Source organism: Nitratireductor sp. StC3, from assembly GCF_003015025.1.
GTDB classification, from domain to species: Bacteria; Pseudomonadota; Alphaproteobacteria; order Rhizobiales; family Rhizobiaceae; genus Mangrovimarina; species Mangrovimarina alexandrii.
In genome coordinates this window covers 214956-232474 of sequence record NZ_PYBP01000006.1, presented here as the reverse complement: position 1 = coordinate 232474, position 17519 = coordinate 214956, and the positions used below count along the sequence as shown (strand labels likewise).

Genomic DNA, 17519 nt, shown 5'->3' with positions numbered 1-17519 from the left:
ACCGTTCGCGCGGCGATGACCGATCCGGTCGCCCTGACATCGCGTCAGTCCGCGTCCGGACCCAGTGTCCGGACGCGGCAGGCGACCGGGCCGACTGACGAGAGACGGTCGCGGTTCCACCCGGAGCCGGGACATGTCCGAAAGCCCGGTCATGGGGCCGGGCAACAAAGGGAGAGAGGACCATGCTGAAAACCAGAAGCCTGATCGCGGCGGCGATCATCGGGCTTGCGGCACACGCCGCAACGCCGACGACTGCTGCCGCAGAAGGCACGATCCCGGTGATCGTGAAAAATACCTCGACCTATTATTGGCGCGTGCTTCTGGCGGGCGCCCGCAAGGCCGGCAACGAACTCGGCATCGAGATCGCCGAACTCGGTCCCCAGACCGATTCCGACATCAACGGACAGATCTCGGTTCTCGAAAACGCCGTGGCCAACAATCCGCTCGCGGTCGTCATCGCTGCGTCGCAATACGAGGCGCTCGGCAAGCCGATCGACGAGGCGGCAACCAAGACCATCGTGGTGGGTGTCGATTCAGGCGCCAACAGCGATGCCTACGCCTCCTTCGTCACCACCAACAATGTCGAAGGCGGCCGCGCGGCTGGCGAGGCGCTGGCCGCGGCGATCGCAAAGGCTCATGGCGACGCCGAGGGCGACGTCATGCTCATCACCTCGGTGCCGGGCGCGGAATCGCTCGATCAGCGGGCAGAGGGTTTCAAAGCCGTTCTGGCCGACAAATATCCCGATATCCGCATTGTGGCCGACAAGGTCGCGGACGGCCAGATCGTGACCGGGCTTAACATCGCCAACGATGTCATCCTGGCCAATCCCAAGCTGCGTGGCATCTTCGCGAGCAGCGAAAAGATGGCGGTCGCCGTCAGCCAGGCCGTGGCGGAGAACAATCTTCAGGATCAGATCAAGATCGTGGCTTTCGACAGCAACGAGCAGCTGGTTCAGCATCTTGCCGACGGCATCGTCGCCGCGCTCATCATCCAGGATCCGATGCGGATGGGTTATGACGGGGTGAAGATTGCCTATGCGGCCTCGAAGGGCGAAAAGGTGCCCGAGATGGTCGACACCGGGGTCAACGTGATCACCCAGGAGAATATGGACAGCGAGCGTTCGCAGGAACTGCTCAACCCGAAAATCGACTGAGAGTCCGCGCAAGAACCAACCCGGTGGGAGACGATGACCTTACTTGATCAACCACGCGGAACCGCTGAAACCAGCCAGCAAGGGCGGTTTCTCGTCGAACTCAAGGACGTTCATAAGCGCTTTCCGGGGACGTACGCGCTCAAGGGCGTGGATCTCGCCATGCGACACGGCGAGATCCACGCCATCATCGGCGAGAACGGGGCCGGCAAATCGACCCTGATCAAGATCCTGACCGGCGCTCACAAGCGCAGTTCGGGAAGCATTCTGTGGCAGGGGCAGGAGGTTGCGCTCGCCGCTCCGCAGGAAGCGCTCGATCTCGGCATCAACGCCGTGCACCAGGAAGTCGTTCTGTGCGAGCACCTGACGGTGGCCGCCAATATGTTCCTGGGAATGGAACAGCAGCGGCTCGGCCTGCTGAACGAGCGCGCCATGGTGCGGCGCTCGCAGGAAATTCTCGACGATCTCGGTTTCCGACTGTCGGCCGCCGCGCCGCTGTCGGCGCTGACCATCGGCCAGCAGCAGTTGGTCGCCACCGCCAGGGCGGCAATCCGCGGCACCAAGCTCCTGATCCTCGACGAGCCAACGGCCTATCTCACACGGGCGGAGACGGACCAGCTCTTCGCGCTGGTCAGGCGGCTGCACAGCCAAGGCGTGACCATCTCCTATATCAGTCACAGGATGGAAGAGATTTTCGAACTGGCCGACCGCGTTTCCGTCCTCAGGGACGGTGAACTGGTCGCCAGTCGGGTGGTCGCCGAAACCACGCCGAAACAATTGATCCGCGACATGGTCGCCCGTTCCCTCGGCGAGATCCATCATAAGGAAGACATCCCATTCGGCGAGACGCTTTTGAGCGTCGAGGGCCTGTCCGGTCCCGGATTTTCGGACGTCTCGCTGTCGGTACGACGCGGCGAGATCGTCGGGCTCTACGGTCTGATCGGCGCCGGCCGCAGCGAATTCGTCGAGTGCGTGTTCGGCAGGCGCCGCCGCACCGCGGGCCAGGTGACGATCGGCGGCCGCGCGTTGAAGGGTGTCAACGAGGCCGAGGCGATCGCGGCCGGAATCGTGCTGTTGCCGGAAAGCCGGCGCGATCAGGGCCTGTGCCTCAATCTCGACGTCGGTTTCAACCTGACGCTGCCGATCTTCCGGCGTCTCAGTCCGCGCGGCCTGATCGACCGACGGCGCGAGGCCGAGGCGATCGGGACGCAGATGCGCGCGCTCGACATTTCCGCCGCCGGCCAACAGGCGCCGACCTGGACGCTTTCGGGCGGCAACCAGCAGAAGATCGTTCTGGGAAAGTGGCTTAATCACGGGGCCGATTTGTTCATCGTCGACGAGCCGACGGTGGGTGTGGATGTCGGCACCAAGCTTCAAATCTATCGTCTCTTCGCCGAATTGCTGCGCAAGGGCGCCGGCATCATCATGATCTCCTCCTACCTGCCGGAGGTCTACGATCTGTCCGACACGCTGCATGTCTTCCGCCAGGGGCGGCAGGTCAGCAGCTACGGTGCGCGCGGCGTTGATCACGAGACCATTCTGGCCGACGCGATGGGGACGGCCAACAAGACGTCCAACGGGGGAAAAGCCGCATGAAAGACGCCGCACCGGAAACGCAGGAAGCCGGGCTGTCCAGGGCTGAGCAGCGCCAATCGCGTTTCGCGTTCGTCAGAAGCCTGACCCTTCTGGGGCTGGTGCTGCTCGTCTGGCTCGGCCTGAGCCTGATGACGGAAAGCTTCATGACCTCGGCGAACCTGTCCAATCTGGCGCGTCAGGCGTCGCTGTGGGCGATTATCGCCGTCGGCCAGACCTTCGTCATCATCACCGGCGGCATCGACCTTTCGGTGGGTGCGATCGTCGGCCTGTCGAGCACCGTCGTTGCGGTGCTGCTGAAAGCGGGCCTGCCGATCTGGCTGGCTGTCTTCATCACCATGGGCATCGGCCCGGTGGTGGGCGCGTTCCACGCCTTCGGCATCCTCAGGATGGGTCTGCCGCCGTTCATCATGACGCTGGCGACCATGACCGGTCTGCGCGGTATCGGCCTCTTGCTCACCGACGGCCAGACGATCGCGGGCCTGCCCAACGCCTTTACCGCCTTCTCGCGGCAGAGCTTTCTCGGCATCCCGTCGCTGGCGTGGATGGTGGTGCTGGTCGCCGTTCCGGCCTATGTGCTTCTCAGCCACAGCCGCTGGGGACGCCACCTCTTCGCCGTCGGCAGCAATTCGGAGGCGGCGCGGTTGTCTGGCATCAGCATCTCGCGCACCATCTATCTGGCCTATATCCTGTCGGCCAGCTGTGCGGCCTTCGTCGGCATTCTGACGGCCAGCCGCATCTCGATCGGGGTGGCGACCACGGGCGAGGCCTGGGAGCTGCAATCGATCGCGGCGGCGGTGATCGGCGGGGCCAGCCTGTTCGGCGCGGTGGGCAGTGTGCCTGGACCCCTGCTCGGGTCGCTGCTTTTGACCACCATCAACAACGGCGCCAATCTCTTGAACGTAAACCCGTTCTGGCAACGGATCATCACCGGCGCCCTGATCATCGTGATCGTTTGGCTCGATCAGTTGCGGCGCGCCAAGCGCTGACAACGTCGCGCCTCTCAGACCCAAACCGTGACGCGCCGACCGGCGCGCACAAGCATTGTCGCGGGAAAACCGAATGAGTCTGCACCTTGGAATCGACACCGGTGGAACGTTCACCGACTTCATGCTCTACGACGAGGAGCAGCGCAGCCTAAAGGCCTGGAAGGTCCTGTCGACGCCGGGCGATCCGACCGCTGCTGTCATCACCGGATTGCAGCAGGTGGCCGATCCGGGGCAGATCAGCTCGGTGCGTCTCGGCACTACGGTGGCCACCAACGCGCTTCTGGAACGCCGGGGCGCGCGCGTCGCCTATCTTGCGACACGCGGCTTTCGAGACGTGCCCTTTATCCAGCGCGGCAACCGGCGCTCGCACTACGACCTGTCGTGGGTGAAGCCGAAACCGTTCTGCTTGCGTCGCCACGCCTTCGAGGTGACCGAGCGCGTCGACCACACCGGCGCGGTGATCGTGCCGCTCGACGTAGAGGCCGTGCGCCGGCTCGCCCGCCATCTGGCGGAGACCGGCGAGGTCGAGGCGGTCGCCGTCAACTTGTTGTTCTCCTTCCTGAGGCCCGACCACGAACTGGCAATCCGCGATATTTTCGCGAAGGAGGCGCCGGACCTGCCGGTGTCACTGTCCTACGAGATCGATCCGCGCTGGAAAGAGGATCAAAGGGCGATGACGACGCTGGCGGATGCGTATGTAAAGCCGCTGGTCGGCCAGCAGGTTCGCAGTTTCCGCGCGCGGGTGGTGGAGGCCGGCGTCACCGGCCGGATCGCGCTGATGAAATCCAACGGCAGCGAGATGTCGACGGAGGTCGCGGAGGCGCAACCGGTCAACCTGGCCGTGTCCGGACCCACGGGCGGGGTGACGGCGGCCAAGCATCTTGCCGCGGTCAAGAACATCGACAATCTGGTCACGCTCGATATTGGCGGAACCTCGACCGATGTCTCCGTGGTGGTCGAGGGACGGGAACGCTTCACCGACGATTACGAGCTCGAATTCGGCATTCCGCTCCGCGTTCCCATGATCGACATCCGCACGATCGGAGCCGGCGGCGGCTCGATCGCATGGATCGACAAGGTGGGCGGCCTGCATGTCGGTCCCGAGAGCGCCGGCGCCAATCCGGGGCCGGCCTGCTACGGTTTCGGCGGCACACGGCCGACGGTCACGGACGCGAATCTCGTTCTGGGCCGGATCGATCCGCAGTCGTTTCTTGGCGGCAAGATGACGCTGGACGCGGCGGCCGCGCGCGCGGCGATCGAAACCGTGGCGGCGCCGCATGGCTGGAGCGTGGAGCAGGCGGCGCTGGCGATCCTGCGCATCATGAACAACAACATGGTGGGCGCCCTGCGAGCGGTGCTGATCGAGCAGGGGTTCGACCCGCGCCAGTTCACGCTGATGACGTTTGGCGGCGCCGGGTCGCTGCATGTGTGCGATCTCATGCATCAGGCGAATATCCCACTCGGCATCGTGCCCAACCATCCCGGCCAGTTCTCCGCCTACGGGTTCACGATGGCGGATGCGCGCAGCGACCGGCGCCGCTCGACGCTGCTGTCGTCGCGGGATTTCGACCTGGCGCGCGCCAACGCGGTTTTGGCCGATCTTTCGCGCGAGGTGCTGGAGGATCTGCACAGGCAGGGTCATGACAGCGGCATCGAATTGCGGCGCTCGATGCAGATGCGCTATCTCGGCCAGAACTACGAGCTCGAGGTGCCGCTGACGGTCGATCGTTTCACGGCCGAGGGAATGGAAGCGATCTGGCGCGACTTTCACGACCGGTTCGAGGAGCGCTACCGTTTCCATCTGCCGGACGAGCCGATCGAGATGGTGGACATGGGCTGTACCGCGATCGCCCACATGCCGAAGCCGGAACTTCCCCGGCTGCCCGTCGCCGCCGGGCCGGCCGAGCCCGATGCGACGCGGATGGTGACGTTCGAGGAGGGGTGCCTGCCGACGCCGGTGTTCAAACGCCACCCGCTGGCCGCGGGCCATGGTTTCGACGGCCCCGCGCTGGTGGAGGAGGACGTTTCGGTGACGGTGGTGCGGCCGGGATTCCGGCTGGAGGTCGACGTGTACGGCAATCTGGTGATCTCCGCCGGCAAGACAGCGAACAAGGGAGCCTGACCATGCGTTTTGCAGCCAACGGGTTTTATGTCGAATCCTACGACAAATGCTGCAATTGCGGCGTTTTGTTGTATCGACGGGACGCGGCGATCGAGCGCGACAAGGGCGGTCTCGTGTGCGGCGAATGGTGCCTGCAATGGGCCGAAAACGGCGCGCAGGACGTGGCCGCGTCGTCCGGCGCTGTTGATCGCGCCACCTATCGCGGCAAGACGGACGTCGTCGACCTGAAGATCCTGGACGGCAATCTGGCCTCGATCTGCCGCGATATGGGCGTTACCGTCATGCGCACCGCCTATTCGCCGATCTTCAGCGAATCGCTCGACTTCACCTGCGGCCTGTTCGACGCCTCCGGCGCGATGATCGCGATCGGCGATTTCTGCCCCTCGATGATCGGCGGCATGCCGCTGATCGTCCAGGCGATCGTCGACGAATATCCCGTCGAGACGCTGGAAGAGGGCGACGTGATCGTCCACAACGACCCGTATCGGGGCGGCATGCACACGCCCGAGCACACGTTCTTGAAACCGATTTTCCGCCAGGGCGCGCTGGTTGGCTTTGCCGGCGCGATCGGCCATATCGGCGAGATCGGCGGCATGGTGCCAGGCAGCTTCTTCGCCGAGGCGACGGAGGCGTTTTCCGAGGGGCTGCGGATCCCGCCGGTGCGCATCAAGCGTGCCGGGCAGGACTGTCCCGATGTGTGGAAGATGATGCTGGCCAATGTGCGCACGCCGCGCGCCAATTACGGCGACTACCGGGCGCTGATCGCCGCCGTCGATCTCGGCGAACGACGGCTTCTGGAACTCGTCGAGCGCTACGGCGCAACCGGTTTCGCGGGTGCCGCGGCCGATCTGCTGGACTATTCGGAGGCGCGCATGCGCGCTGAGATTGCCGACATCCCGGACGGCCGCTACGCGTTCGAAGACATGATGGAGGATGACGGGGTTGAGGCGCGCGCGCTGCCGATAAGAACTGCCGTCCATGTCGGCGGCAATGAGGCGGTGGTCGATTTCAACGGCACCGCCCCGCAGGCGCGCGGGCCGATGAACACGCCGCTCAGCGTGCCGCAGGCGGCGGCCTTCAACGCCTTCCTGCAGATCACCGACTTCACCATTCCCAAGAATGCCGGCTGCTTCCGGCCGATCCGTGTGCTGGTTCCGCCTGGCTGCCTGCTCAATGTGGAGTTTCCCGCCCCGTCGGTCGGAGGCAATACGGAGTGTCATCCGCGGATCGTCTATACGGTGCTGGGAGCGCTGGCGCAGGCGGTGCCGGACAGGGTGCCGGCCGCCGACGGCGGCACCTGGTCGAACTTCCTGTTCGGCGGGACCGATCCGCGTACCGGCGAATATTACACCTCCTACGATCTGCACACGGTGGGCTGGGGCGGACGCAACGGCGCCGACGGCAACGATGCTGTCTCCAGCATGAACGGCAATTGCCGTACCATTCCCGTCGAGGTTTACGAGACGCGCTATCCGTGGCTGGTCGAGGACTGGTCGCTGGTGCCCGATTCGGGCGGGGCGGGCGAGTTTCGCGGTGGGCTCGGGATGCAAAAGACCATCTTGTGCCGCGCCGACGAGGTCGTCGTCAGCCATGTCGGCGACCGGCAGCAGGTGGCGCCGTGGGGGCTTAATGGCGGCGGGGTGGCCGCGCTGGCGGCGACCCGGTTCAAACTGGCCGGGCGCGAGGACTGGAACGACGCCCGTGAAACCTACGGCAAGGTCTCGCCGAGCAAATTCGCCAATGTCGTCGTGCGCGCGGGCGACCGGGTTCACATCGCCATGCCCGGCGGCGGCGGCTGGGGCGACCCCGCGCGACGAGCGCCCGAAACGGTCGTCGACGACGTGCTCGACGGCTATCTGTCGCGCGAGGCAGCGCAGAGCGCCTATGGCGTGGCGGTGTCCGTTCCTGAAAAGTCCGGTTCGGCCTGAAACGGGGCCGTTAGCCCGAACGCGCCTGCGCGATCGCGTCGACGATCGCCTGCCGGCTCATGGCGCCGTAATGGATGGCGGTGTTGAACAGGAAGGACGGCGTGCCGCGGAAGCCGAAGGCGTTGGCCTGGTCCATGTTGCGGGCCAAAATGCCGTCGATGCGCGCCGCATCCTGCCTCGAGCGCGCCAGCAGGCGTTCGGGGTCGTGGCCGGCGTCTTGGAGCGTGCGGTCGATCTCCTCCCTGCTCAGCCGGGCTTTTGTCGCCATCAGGGCCATGTGCGCGCTTTCATAGGCCTCGCCGGCGGCCAGAACGAGGCTGGCGGCGTGGACGGAGGGCGCGCCGAAGATCGGCCAGTCCTTCATTACCAGCCGCACCTTTGTGTCCGCGCGCACCACCTCGACGAGATCGGGATGGCCGCGTTTGCAATAGGGGCACTGGTAGTCGAAGAATTCGACGATTGTCACGTCGCCCTGCGGGTTGCCGATCACCGGTATTTGCGGGTCGAACAGCACCTCCTCCACGGAGGGGTAGTTTTGCGCCTTTGCAGCGCGCACCGGCAGGATGAGAGCGGTGGCGGCGGCCGCGCCCGCTGCGAGCAGGTTTCGACGGTCGATCATTTCGGAGTTCTCCTGTTTGGCCTCATCGGGTGGCGAGGCGGTCGATGTTGGACTGGAGGACCTCGCGCGAAATCTCGCCCAGATGGGCGTGGCGAAGAATGCCCTCAGCGTCGATGAACAGCGTGGCCGGCAGTCCCGGCGCGCCGTAAAAGCGAGACAGTTCGCTGAACGGATCGATCAGGATGGTTTCCAGCGACAGGCCGGCGGACGCCAGATAGCGCCGGACGGCCTGCTTGCCTTCGCCCTGGTTGGCGAAGACGAACGCCACGCTCTCGGTGTCGGCGGCGAGTTCGGCCATCATCGGCATCTCGCGGCGACAGGGCGGGCACCATGTCGCCCACAGATTGACCACACGCGGCACGCCGTCGCGTTCGCCGAGCCGGTAGGAGGCGCCGGCCAGCGTCTCGAAGGCGCGTTCGGGCACGGCGAGCGGCCGTGTGCCGCCGGTGAGCTGCCAGCTCGTATTCCAGACGATGACAGCGAGCGCCAGCGGCAGCAGCGCCCACAGACGTTGCCTGGCGCCGGTGAGGACGAGGAACAGGCTGACCGCGACGGCGGCGGCGCCGGTCGGCCAGTAGAACCCGCCCTGCCAGAGAGCGAAGACGCGCAGCGGTTCGGCCTGGAAGCTTTGCAGATGCAGGAGAACGTGGCCGAGGCGGGCGGCGGCGAGGCCGCCGAGAAACGCCCACCACGACCAGGCATTGAAGCGCGGATCGACGCGCCGGCTGATGATGCCGGTGACGATCATGAACACGAACAGGCCGAGCACCACGGCAAAGCGATCGGCCGCCAGCACGAGCGGCCCGAGCGAGACGGCGTTCATGTCACAGCTCCCGCGCCGCGGCGGCCGACCGCGTCAGGCTGTCGACGGTGACGGAGCCGATCAGGCGGGTTTTGGCGACCTCGCTTCCGGCGGCGTCGAAAAATACCATGGTCGGCGGCCCGGCGACGCGCATCGCCCGCATCAGGGCCGCGTTGTCGTCGTTGAACTCCGACAGGTCCGCCTTGACGAGCTGGAAGTTTGCGAGCCCGTCGGCCACGGCCGGGTCGGGCAGGACCGAACGTTCGATGACGCGGCAGGTCACGCACCAGTCGGCGGTGAAGTAGACCAGGGTGGGCCGGCCGCCGGCGGCGCCGAGCCTGGCCTTGAGTTCGGTCGCAGAGCCGACGCTGGCGAAGGCGAGTTCGCGGCCGGGTCCGACCTGCGTGCCCCGCTGGGCGAACTGCGCCAGCGGCCTGAGCGGGTCCGTGCCGCCGGATGCGGCGCCCAGCATCAAGATGACGCCGCACACGAGGGCGATCGCGCCGAGCGCGCGCGCGGCGGCAAGCGGGGTTGGCGCGGGCAGCCTGGCGGTCAAGGCGAAACTGGCGATCGCGATCAGCAGCGCCGCCCACAGTGCCAGGTCGATTCCTGCCGGCAGGAGCGGGGTCGCGGTCCAGATCGCCGTGGCCAGGAAACCGAAGCCGAAGACGCGCTTGACACTGTCCATCCACGCGCCGGCGCGCGGCAGTGCCCGCCCGCCCAGCGTGCCGAGCACGATCAGCGGCAGGCCCTTGCCGATGCCGAGGCCGAACAGGGCCGCCGCGCCGAGCGCGATGTCGGCGGTCTGGGCGATGTAGAGCAGCGCGCCGGCGAGCGGAACTGTCACGCAGGGCCCGACGATCAGCACCGAGGAAAAGCCGAGCAGCGCAGCCGAGCGTTTCGATCCGCCGAGACCGCCGGTGCGGCGGGCGATCCAGCTTGTCCACGCGCCTGGCAGTTGCAACTCGTAAAGCCCGAACATCGACAACGCCAGCACGGCGAACAGGATCGCCAGCAGGCCGATGGTGACGGGCGACTGCAGCACGAGCTGCAGGTTCTGCCCCGACCAGCCTGCCGCCGCGCCCAGAAACGCGAAGGCCAGGGCGAGCGACAGGACGTAGATGGTCGACAGCACGAAGCCGCGCCGTGCGGTGAGCTTGTCGCCTTCGCGCGCCAGAGCGCCGGCGAGGATGGGATACATGGGAAAGACGCACGGGGTGAAGGCGAGCAGGAGGCCGAACAGCGGGAAGCTCAGGACCACCAGCAGGACGCCGCCCTGGCCGAGCAGCGTGTCGATCAGCCCGTCATCGGCGGCGAGCGCGAAACCGGCCCCGTCCGGCAGTGTGCCATCGCCTGTGCTCGCCTCTTCCGTCAGCCAGGCCACGCCCGCGCCCGGTGCGGGGCGCGGCGGCGCGGACACGGCGAGCGTCAGCGCGTCGACCCGGCGTTTTTCCGGAGCATAGCAGATGCCGCCGTCCTGGCAGCCCTGATAGGTGACCTCGATCGTGCCGAAAACCGGCTCGGCGAGGCGGGCGGTGGCCTGGCCGTAATAGACCTCGGACGGACCGAATGTGGGATCGTCTTTGCGGGTGCCGGGCGATGTGTCGACGGCGACGGCCTGGCCGGTGGCAGTGCTGACGGCGATCTGCTCGCGATAGAGATAATAACCCGGCGCGATCTCCCATTTGAGGGTCAACCGACCGTCCGGCGCGCGTGCCACGTCGAGGCCGAACGCCGCGTCGACCGGCAGCGGGGTGCCGGGCTGGGCCGCAGCGGGCGCGGGCATGGCCGCCGTGAACATTGCCAACAAGGCGAAAACGATCGTCTTCATTACGCGCGGGTCCTTTGCGCCCGCCGATGCGGCGGGCCGGTTCGACATTCGAGGTGTCGGGCCCAACTTAAGGCAGCCTTAAGCTGGGTGCGGTTTTGGGCGGCCATCGAGACAGAAGGAGTTTTACGATGGCGCATAGCCGCATGGAAAAACGCGTCGCGGCGGCGGCAGACGAAGACGGAGCGCAGCACCGCACGGCCACGGGCCCGATGGGGCGGCGGGCCTTTCTCGCCGGCTTGAGCGGGCTTGTCGTTTCAGGCTGTGTCAGCATGCCCGAGCCGGCAGCGCCGAAACGCGTCGAGGCCGCGCCGAAGCCGGCCGTGCCGCCGATGTATTACGCGATGCCCGACGAGCAGTTTCCGATTCCGGAGGTGGATATCACCCAGCTCGAGCGTCGCTTCTGGCGCCAGGAGGTCGACTATCCGAGCGCGGAAAAGCCCGGCACGCTGATCGTCGATACGCCCGGCAAATATCTCTATCACGTCAAGACGGGCAATCGCGCCATGCGCTACGGGATAGGTGTGGGACGCGACGGGTTCTCCTGGGCCGGCCGCGCCATCATGGCTTATCGCCGCAAATGGCCGCGCTGGACGCCCCCCGACGAGATGGTGGCGCGCAAGCCGTCGCTCGAACCCTACAGCATCGCCAATGGCGGTATGGATCCCGGCCTGCTCAACCCGCTCGGCGCCCGTTCGCTTTATATTCACCTGAACGGCAAGGATACGTTGTACAGGATACACGGCACGCCGGAGACCTGGAGCATCGGCAAGGCGGTGTCGTCGGGCTGCATTCGCCTGATCAACCAGGATGTCATCCATCTTCACGATCAGGTAAGGGACGGCAGCCCGATCGTGGTGATCCCCGATCCTAAAATGAAACATCTTTTGGTGGCTTAAAGCCGCTCATCTTGAGCTGAAAACGGACCGCGCCGCAGAACGGGCGGTCGACGACATGGACCAAGGCGATGCGTATTCTGGTGGTCGAGGACGATCCGCTGCTGCTGGACGGGTTGACGGTGGGGCTCGGGCTCGCCGGTTTCACGGTCGACGCGGTGGGTACGCGCGAGGATGCCTGCGCGGCCGTCAGGGCGCAGCGCTACGACTGCGTCGTGCTCGACCTGATGCTGCCGGACGGGTCCGGGCTCGACGTGCTGGCCGATCTGCGCCGGCGCGACGATGCCACGCCGGTGGTGCTCCTGACGGCGCGCGACCAGGTTGCGGACCGGATCGCCGGGCTCGATGCCGGCGCCGACGACTATGTCGGCAAGCCGTTCGATCTCGACGAACTGGCCGCGCGGGTGCGCGCGGCGGTGCGCCGGGGCAAGGGGCGGCCCAGCCCGACCCTGAACTGGTGCGGGGTGGTGCTCGATCCCGCCAGCCGCACGGCGCGCCGCGACGGCACGCCGGTGAGCCTGACGCGTCGTGAATTTGCCGTGCTGGAGGCGCTGATGGAGCGGCCGGAAAGCATCCTGTCCAAATCGACCCTGGAGGAGACGATCTATGGCTGGCAGGAGGAGCTCGAGAGCAACGCGGTGGAGGTGCATATCCATAAATTGCGCGCCAAACTGGGCGCGGATTTCATCAAGACGGTTCGCGGCGTCGGTTATCGGCTGATGGAGGACGCGGGATGAACTCGATTCGCGCGCGGCTGATCGCCGTTCTGATCGGGTCGACCGGCCTGGTCTGGCTGCTGGCGGTGGGCTGGATCTATCTGAGCACCCAGGCCGAGGTCGAGCGGGTGCTGGACGCACGGTTGATGGAGGCCGCGCGGATGGTGAATTCGCTGTTGTCCGATCACCGCATCGAGGCGGGGCTCGATAAGGCGGCGACAAGCCAGGCCCTGGGCGCGTTCGAGGTGGATCGCAGTTCCTACGAGCGCCAGCTTTCGTGCCAGATCTGGTCGCTGGAGGGCACGCTCGTCGGCCGGTCGCAAAATGCGCCCGACACGCGCCTGACCGGGGCCGGGGTGGGGTTTTCGGACGCCGAGGTGGGTGGCGAGCAATGGCGGGTGTTCACGGTCGAAAACCAGGCGCTTGGCGTGCGCGTGATGGTCGGCGACAGCCTCCATATCCGCGATCGGCTGGTCGGCGACGTCATCAAGGGGCTGGTGGTGCCGGCTCTGTTGATCCTGCCCTTCCTGGCCGGGGTGATCCTGATCAGCGTGAGGCGCGGTCTGTCGCCGTTGAGCGACATGGCGCAAACCCTGTCCGCGCGGCCGGCGAACGATCTGCGGCCGCTGGTCAGCGTCGACCTGCCGCGCGAGATCGCACCGACGGTCGGGGCGCTGAACGGGCTGTTCCGCCGCGTGCAGGAGGCGCGCGAGCGCGAACGCAGCTTCACCGCCTTTGCCGCACACGAATTGAAGACGCCGCTTGCCGGGGTGAAGACCCAGGCGCAGATCGCGCTGGCGAGCGACGATCCGGCCGTGCATGCCAACGCGTTGCGGCAGATCACGCTGGGTGTCGACCGCACCGCCCGGCTGGTGAAGCAGCTTCTGGATCTTGCCGCGCTCGAGGCCAACGACGCCGAGCCGGCGTTGGTGGAGGCGCGCGCTGCAGAGCTTCTGGAGGCAGCGGTGGCCGAGTTGTCGCTGCCCGCCGGCGATGGCCGCGTGGTGGTGGACGCCGACGCCGGGGTCCAGCGCAGCGTCCGCGTGGAGCCGCAATTCCTGGCGCTGGCGCTCAGAAACCTGATCGAGAACGCGCTCAATCATGCGCCCGCCGACACGCCGGTGACCTGCCGGATCGAGGCGGGCGGCGACCGGACGGTGCGTTTCGTCGTCGAGGATGAAGGGCCGGGTATTCCGGAAGCGGAGATGGCGCTGGTGGTGCGGAAATTCGTGCGTGGGCGAAACCGGTCCGCCACCGGCAGCGGCCTCGGACTGGCGATCGCCCAGGCGGCAATGGCGCGGATCGACGGCGTGCTGATGCTTGAAAACCGGGACGCGGGCGGCCTGCGGGCGAGCCTGTCGGTGCCGGGCGAGGAGGCCAGGCGATGATGTCGCGGCGAAGCCTGCTTGCCGGCGCCGCAGCCGCGTCTTTCGGGCCGCTTCAGCCAGGTTTCGCGGCGACGAGTCTCGACGAGGTGGTGTTCGATCCGGCCCTGCCGGTGCTGGGCAATGACGCGGGCGACGTGACGATCGCCGAGTTCTTCGATTATCTGTGCCCGTCCTGCAAGGCGCTTCATCCGCAGTTGAAGGAGATCGTGCGCGGCGACGGCGCCATCCGGCTGGTGATGAAGGACTGGCCGATCAACGGCGACATCGCCTGGTATGCCTCGCGCATGGTGCACGCTTCCGCGGCGCTCGGTTTTTACCCGGCCGCACATGACGCGGTGATGACGCTCGAAGGCGCGCTGACGCATGGCCGGGTCGACGATGCGCTGCGCAGCGTCGGCGCCGATGCCGGCGCTGTACGCGACAGGCTCGACCAACGCCTGAAGGCGATCGATGCGCTGATTGCCCGCAACGGCGCGCATGCCGAGGCTTTCGCGCTCGCCGGGACGCCGGCCTTCCTGATCGGCAGGCGGCTTTATCGGCGTGCGCTTGCCGCCGACGAGATCGTCGCGGCCGTCGCGCTGGCGCGCAAGGACCAAGCCGGCTGATCCGGCCGGCGGCGGTCGTGGGGTCGCTTGCGACGGCGGGTGTTATGCGCCGGTGTCGAGCCGGCTTCCGTCGTCTGCGTGAAACAGATGGATATCGCCCGCTGCGACGTGCAGGGATATTTCCTCGCCCGGCCGCACGGCGGCGCGGGTACGCAAAAGCACGATCAGCGGTTCCCCGGCCAGTCGGACGAGCAACTGCGTGTCCGGGCCGGTCGGTTCCACCACCTCAACCGTGCCGCGCAGACCGTCGGCGCCGGGCACGATCGATTCCGGTCGCGCGCCCCACAGCAGCGTCTTGCCGTCGTCGGCGACACGCGTGCCGGGCGCGGGCAGGCGGGTTCCGTCCCGGGTCACGACCGCGCCGCCCTGCAGGCGCCCTTTGATAAAATTCATCGGCGGAGAGCCGAGGAACCCTGCGACGAAGGCGTTGGCCGGCCGGTCGTAAAGGTCGAGCGGCGCGCCTTCCTGCTCGATCCGCCCGGCCTGCATCACCACGATGCGGTCGGCCAGCGTCATCGCCTCGATCTGATCGTGGGTGACGTAGATCATCGTGCTGCGCAGTCTTTGATGAAGCGCCTTGATCTCGGTGCGCATCTGCACGCGCAGCTTGGCGTCGAGATTGGACAAGGGTTCGTCGAACAGGAACAGCTTAGGGTCGCGCACGATCGCCCGACCGGTGGCGACCCGCTGGCGCTGGCCGCCGGAAAGCTGGCCCGGATAGCGGTCGAGCAGGGCGTCCAGGCCGAGAATGGCGGCGGCGCCCGCGACCTTGTCCTCGATTTCGGCCTTTGCGGCCCCGCGCAGCTTCAGCGAGAAACCCATATTGGCCCTGACCGTGAGGTGAGGATAGAGCGCGTAGTTCTGGAACACCATCGCCACGTCGCGCTGCTTGGGCGGAAGCCGGGTGACGTCCTGGCCGTCGATGGCGATGCGCCCCGATGTCGCCTCGTCCAGACCGGCGATCAGGCGCAGCAGGGTCGACTTGCCGCAACCCGACGGCCCCACCAGGGCGATGAATTCCTCGTCCCTGACGTCGAGGCTGATGCCGCGCAAGATCTCGGTCTCGCCGAAGGCCTTGCGGAGATTTTCAACGTTCATGGTCGACATGGCGCTTTTCCGTGAGAGTCCCTGGGGTCACTTGATGCCGCTGGAGATCAGGCTGCGGACATAGAAGCGCTGCATCAGCAGGAAGGGGATGGTGCCGAGCAGGATGGCGAGGTTGGTGGACGCAAACAGGCCGCCCCAATCGTTCTGCTCGAAATTGATGTTGCGGGCGATCGCCACCTGGATCACGGCGTAATCGGGCGCGCTCGCCGCCACGATCGGCCAGAAGAAGGAATCCCACTGGGCGAGGAACAGCATCAGGCTCGACGTGGCCACCGTCGGCCAGGACAGCGGTGCCGCGATGCGCACGAAGATGTAGAGCCAGGACGCGCCGTCGACCCGTGCGGCCTCGTAGAAATCGCGCGGGATGGAAGCGAAGAACTGGCGAAACAGGAATATGACCATGCCGTTGGCGATCTCGGGCACGATCAGGGCCTGATAGCTGTTCGTCCAGCCGAAGGCGCGGATCATCACGTAAAGCGGCAGGACGATCGCCTCGAACGGCATCATGAAGCTGGCGATGACGAGCAGGAACAAGAGGTTCTTGCCGCGGAAGTCGAAGGCCGCGAAGGCGAAGCCGGCCAGCGCGTTGACCGTCACGCCGAAGACCACCGTCGTCAGCGCGACGATGGTGGAGTTCTTGACGGCGAGCGGGAAGTCGCCCTCCCACAGCGTGCGGTAGTTGTCGAGCGTCAGCACCGAGGGGATGAACGTGTTCCAGCCGAACTCGGAGATCGGCTGGAAGATCTCGGCCTGCGGGCGCAGCGAGGCCAGGGCGAGCCACGCCAGCGGGCAGACGACGATGAAGGCCAGAACCGAAAGGAGGCCGTAGCGCAGCATCAGGGCGTGGGGGCTTGCGGTCATGACCGTTCTTCCTCGGGCGCGCGGAGCAGGCGGAATTCGAGCACGACGATGACCACGAGGATCGCGAGGAGAATGGTCGAGATCGCCAGCGAACGACCGATGTCGGAGAAGGTGAAGGCGGCGCGGTAGGCCTGGAACATCAGCACCGACGTCGCGCCGCTCGGGCCGCCGGAGGTCAGGATGTAGACCGGTGCGAAGAACAGGAAATTGATGGCGGTGTCGGCGACCAGCACGAAGGCCATCGGCTTGCGCATCATCGGCAGGGTCACATAGCGGAAACGCTGCCATGCCGAAGCGCCGTCGATCCGGGCGGCCTCGTGCACGGAGGCCGGTATCGAGTAGAGGCCCGCCAGCAGGAACAGCATCCAGTACCCCGCGCCTTTCCAGGTCGCGATGCCGATCAGGGTGGCCAGCGCCTGTTCCTGGCTGCGGTGGAAGGGTTGCGCGCCGATGCCGATCCATTCCAGGAAGCCGTTCAGGGGCCCGAGATTGCCGTCGAGGAAAAGCCCGAACAGCACCGCGCTGATGCCGGTGGAAACCGCCATCGGCAAAACCAGCAAGGTGCGGAAGAACCACAGGCCGGGCATCGGCTGGAACACCAGCAGCGCGAGCGCGAAAGCCACCGCGAGCTGCAACGGATTGATGATCAGGTTGAAGAGCAGAGTGATCTTCAGCGAAGACCAGAATTCGGGATCGGTGAACAGATATTCGAAATTTTCAAGCCCGGCGAAGCGCAGGTCGCCCATCAGCGACATGCCCGTCAGGCTGCCGCCGACCGCGACCGCGATCGGCACCAGCTTGAAGACGAGCAGACCGGCAAGAGCCGGCGCGAGAAAGAGATAGGGCGTCCAGCGCGACGAGATCATGGGAGCCACTCAAAACGGGAGCGGGACGGAAAACATGTCCGTCCCGCT

The 17519-nt window shown here is 66.5% G+C and carries 15 protein-coding genes; 9 read left to right on the top strand and 6 right to left on the bottom strand.

The annotated features are described in order from the left end of the window. Window positions 1-182: 182 nt before the first annotated feature. From C7T96_RS15010 to C7T96_RS14990, 5 genes are all read left to right on the top strand, one after another. Window positions 183-1154, top strand: a complete 972-nt coding sequence (locus tag C7T96_RS15010) for a substrate-binding domain-containing protein (RefSeq protein WP_106572057.1) — start codon at window positions 183-185, stop codon at window positions 1152-1154. A 33-nt stretch (window positions 1155-1187) separates the two neighbouring features. Further along, entirely contained in the window at window positions 1188-2747 is a 1560-nt protein-coding gene (locus tag C7T96_RS15005) for a sugar ABC transporter ATP-binding protein (protein WP_106572056.1), read from the top strand. Then, entirely contained in the window at window positions 2744-3733 is a 990-nt protein-coding gene (locus C7T96_RS15000; RefSeq protein ID WP_106572055.1) for an ABC transporter permease, read from the top strand. The genes C7T96_RS15005 and C7T96_RS15000 overlap by 4 nt, the downstream gene beginning before the upstream one ends. Window positions 3734-3806: 73 nt before the next feature. After that, the gene (locus C7T96_RS14995) at window positions 3807-5855 is read left to right on the top strand and encodes a hydantoinase/oxoprolinase family protein (RefSeq protein WP_106572054.1); all 2049 of its coding nucleotides are present in this window, start codon (window positions 3807-3809) and stop codon (window positions 5853-5855) included. Window positions 5856-5857: 2 nt separating this feature from the next. Next, window positions 5858-7783 (top strand): hydantoinase B/oxoprolinase family protein, encoded by a 1926-nt coding sequence (locus C7T96_RS14990; protein ID WP_106572053.1) that lies wholly within the window; start codon window positions 5858-5860, stop codon window positions 7781-7783. A gap of 10 nt (window positions 7784-7793) precedes the next feature. Here the strand turns inward: C7T96_RS14990 and C7T96_RS14985 are convergent, their stop codons facing one another. The 3 genes from C7T96_RS14985 to dsbD are packed head-to-tail and all read right to left on the bottom strand — an operon-like array spanning window position 7794 to window position 11035. Beyond that, complete coding sequence (locus tag C7T96_RS14985) at window positions 7794-8402, bottom strand: DsbA family protein (protein WP_106572052.1); 609 nt, start codon at window positions 8400-8402, stop codon at window positions 7794-7796. 22 nt (window positions 8403-8424) lie between these two features. Beyond that, window positions 8425-9225: a TlpA disulfide reductase family protein gene (locus C7T96_RS14980; protein ID WP_106572051.1), complete on the bottom strand. Its 801-nt coding sequence runs from the start codon at window positions 9223-9225 to the stop codon at window positions 8425-8427. A 1-nt stretch (window position 9226) separates the two neighbouring features. Continuing rightward, window positions 9227-11035: a protein-disulfide reductase DsbD gene (dsbD, locus tag C7T96_RS14975; protein WP_106572050.1), complete on the bottom strand. Its 1809-nt coding sequence runs from the start codon at window positions 11033-11035 to the stop codon at window positions 9227-9229. Between the two features lie 209 nt (window positions 11036-11244). On the opposite strand from dsbD, the gene C7T96_RS14970 reads away from it, so the two are divergent. The 4 genes from C7T96_RS14970 (at window position 11245) to C7T96_RS14955 (ending at window position 14637) form a co-directional block, all read left to right on the top strand. Next, entirely contained in the window at window positions 11245-11931 is a 687-nt protein-coding gene (locus tag C7T96_RS14970; RefSeq protein WP_106572095.1) for a L,D-transpeptidase, read from the top strand. Between the two features lie 68 nt (window positions 11932-11999). Beyond that, on the top strand, window positions 12000-12665 hold the full coding sequence (locus C7T96_RS14965; protein WP_106572049.1) for a response regulator transcription factor: 666 nt from the start codon (window positions 12000-12002) through the stop codon (window positions 12663-12665). Then, entirely contained in the window at window positions 12662-14032 is a 1371-nt protein-coding gene (locus tag C7T96_RS14960) for an ATP-binding protein (protein WP_106572048.1), read from the top strand. Before C7T96_RS14965 ends, C7T96_RS14960 begins: the two co-directional genes overlap by 4 nt. Beyond that, window positions 14029-14637, top strand: coding sequence for a thioredoxin domain-containing protein (locus C7T96_RS14955; RefSeq protein ID WP_106572047.1), 609 nt, complete (start codon window positions 14029-14031; stop codon window positions 14635-14637). The genes C7T96_RS14960 and C7T96_RS14955 overlap by 4 nt, the downstream gene beginning before the upstream one ends. 42 nt (window positions 14638-14679) lie before the next feature. On the opposite strand, the gene ugpC is transcribed toward C7T96_RS14955, so the two are convergent. From ugpC to C7T96_RS14940, 3 genes are read right to left on the bottom strand one after another with little or no spacing between them, the layout of a single operon-like run. Further along, entirely contained in the window at window positions 14680-15744 is a 1065-nt protein-coding gene (ugpC, locus tag C7T96_RS14950) for a sn-glycerol-3-phosphate ABC transporter ATP-binding protein UgpC (protein WP_106572046.1), read from the bottom strand. A gap of 27 nt (window positions 15745-15771) precedes the next feature. Beyond that, on the bottom strand, window positions 15772-16605 hold the full coding sequence (locus C7T96_RS14945; protein WP_106572045.1) for a carbohydrate ABC transporter permease: 834 nt from the start codon (window positions 16603-16605) through the stop codon (window positions 15772-15774). After that, a complete protein-coding gene (locus C7T96_RS14940) occupies window positions 16602-17471 on the bottom strand; it encodes a sugar ABC transporter permease (RefSeq protein WP_106572044.1) in 870 nt (289 codons plus the stop codon). Before C7T96_RS14940 ends, C7T96_RS14945 begins: the two co-directional genes overlap by 4 nt. Between the last annotated feature and the right edge of the window lie 48 nt (window positions 17472-17519).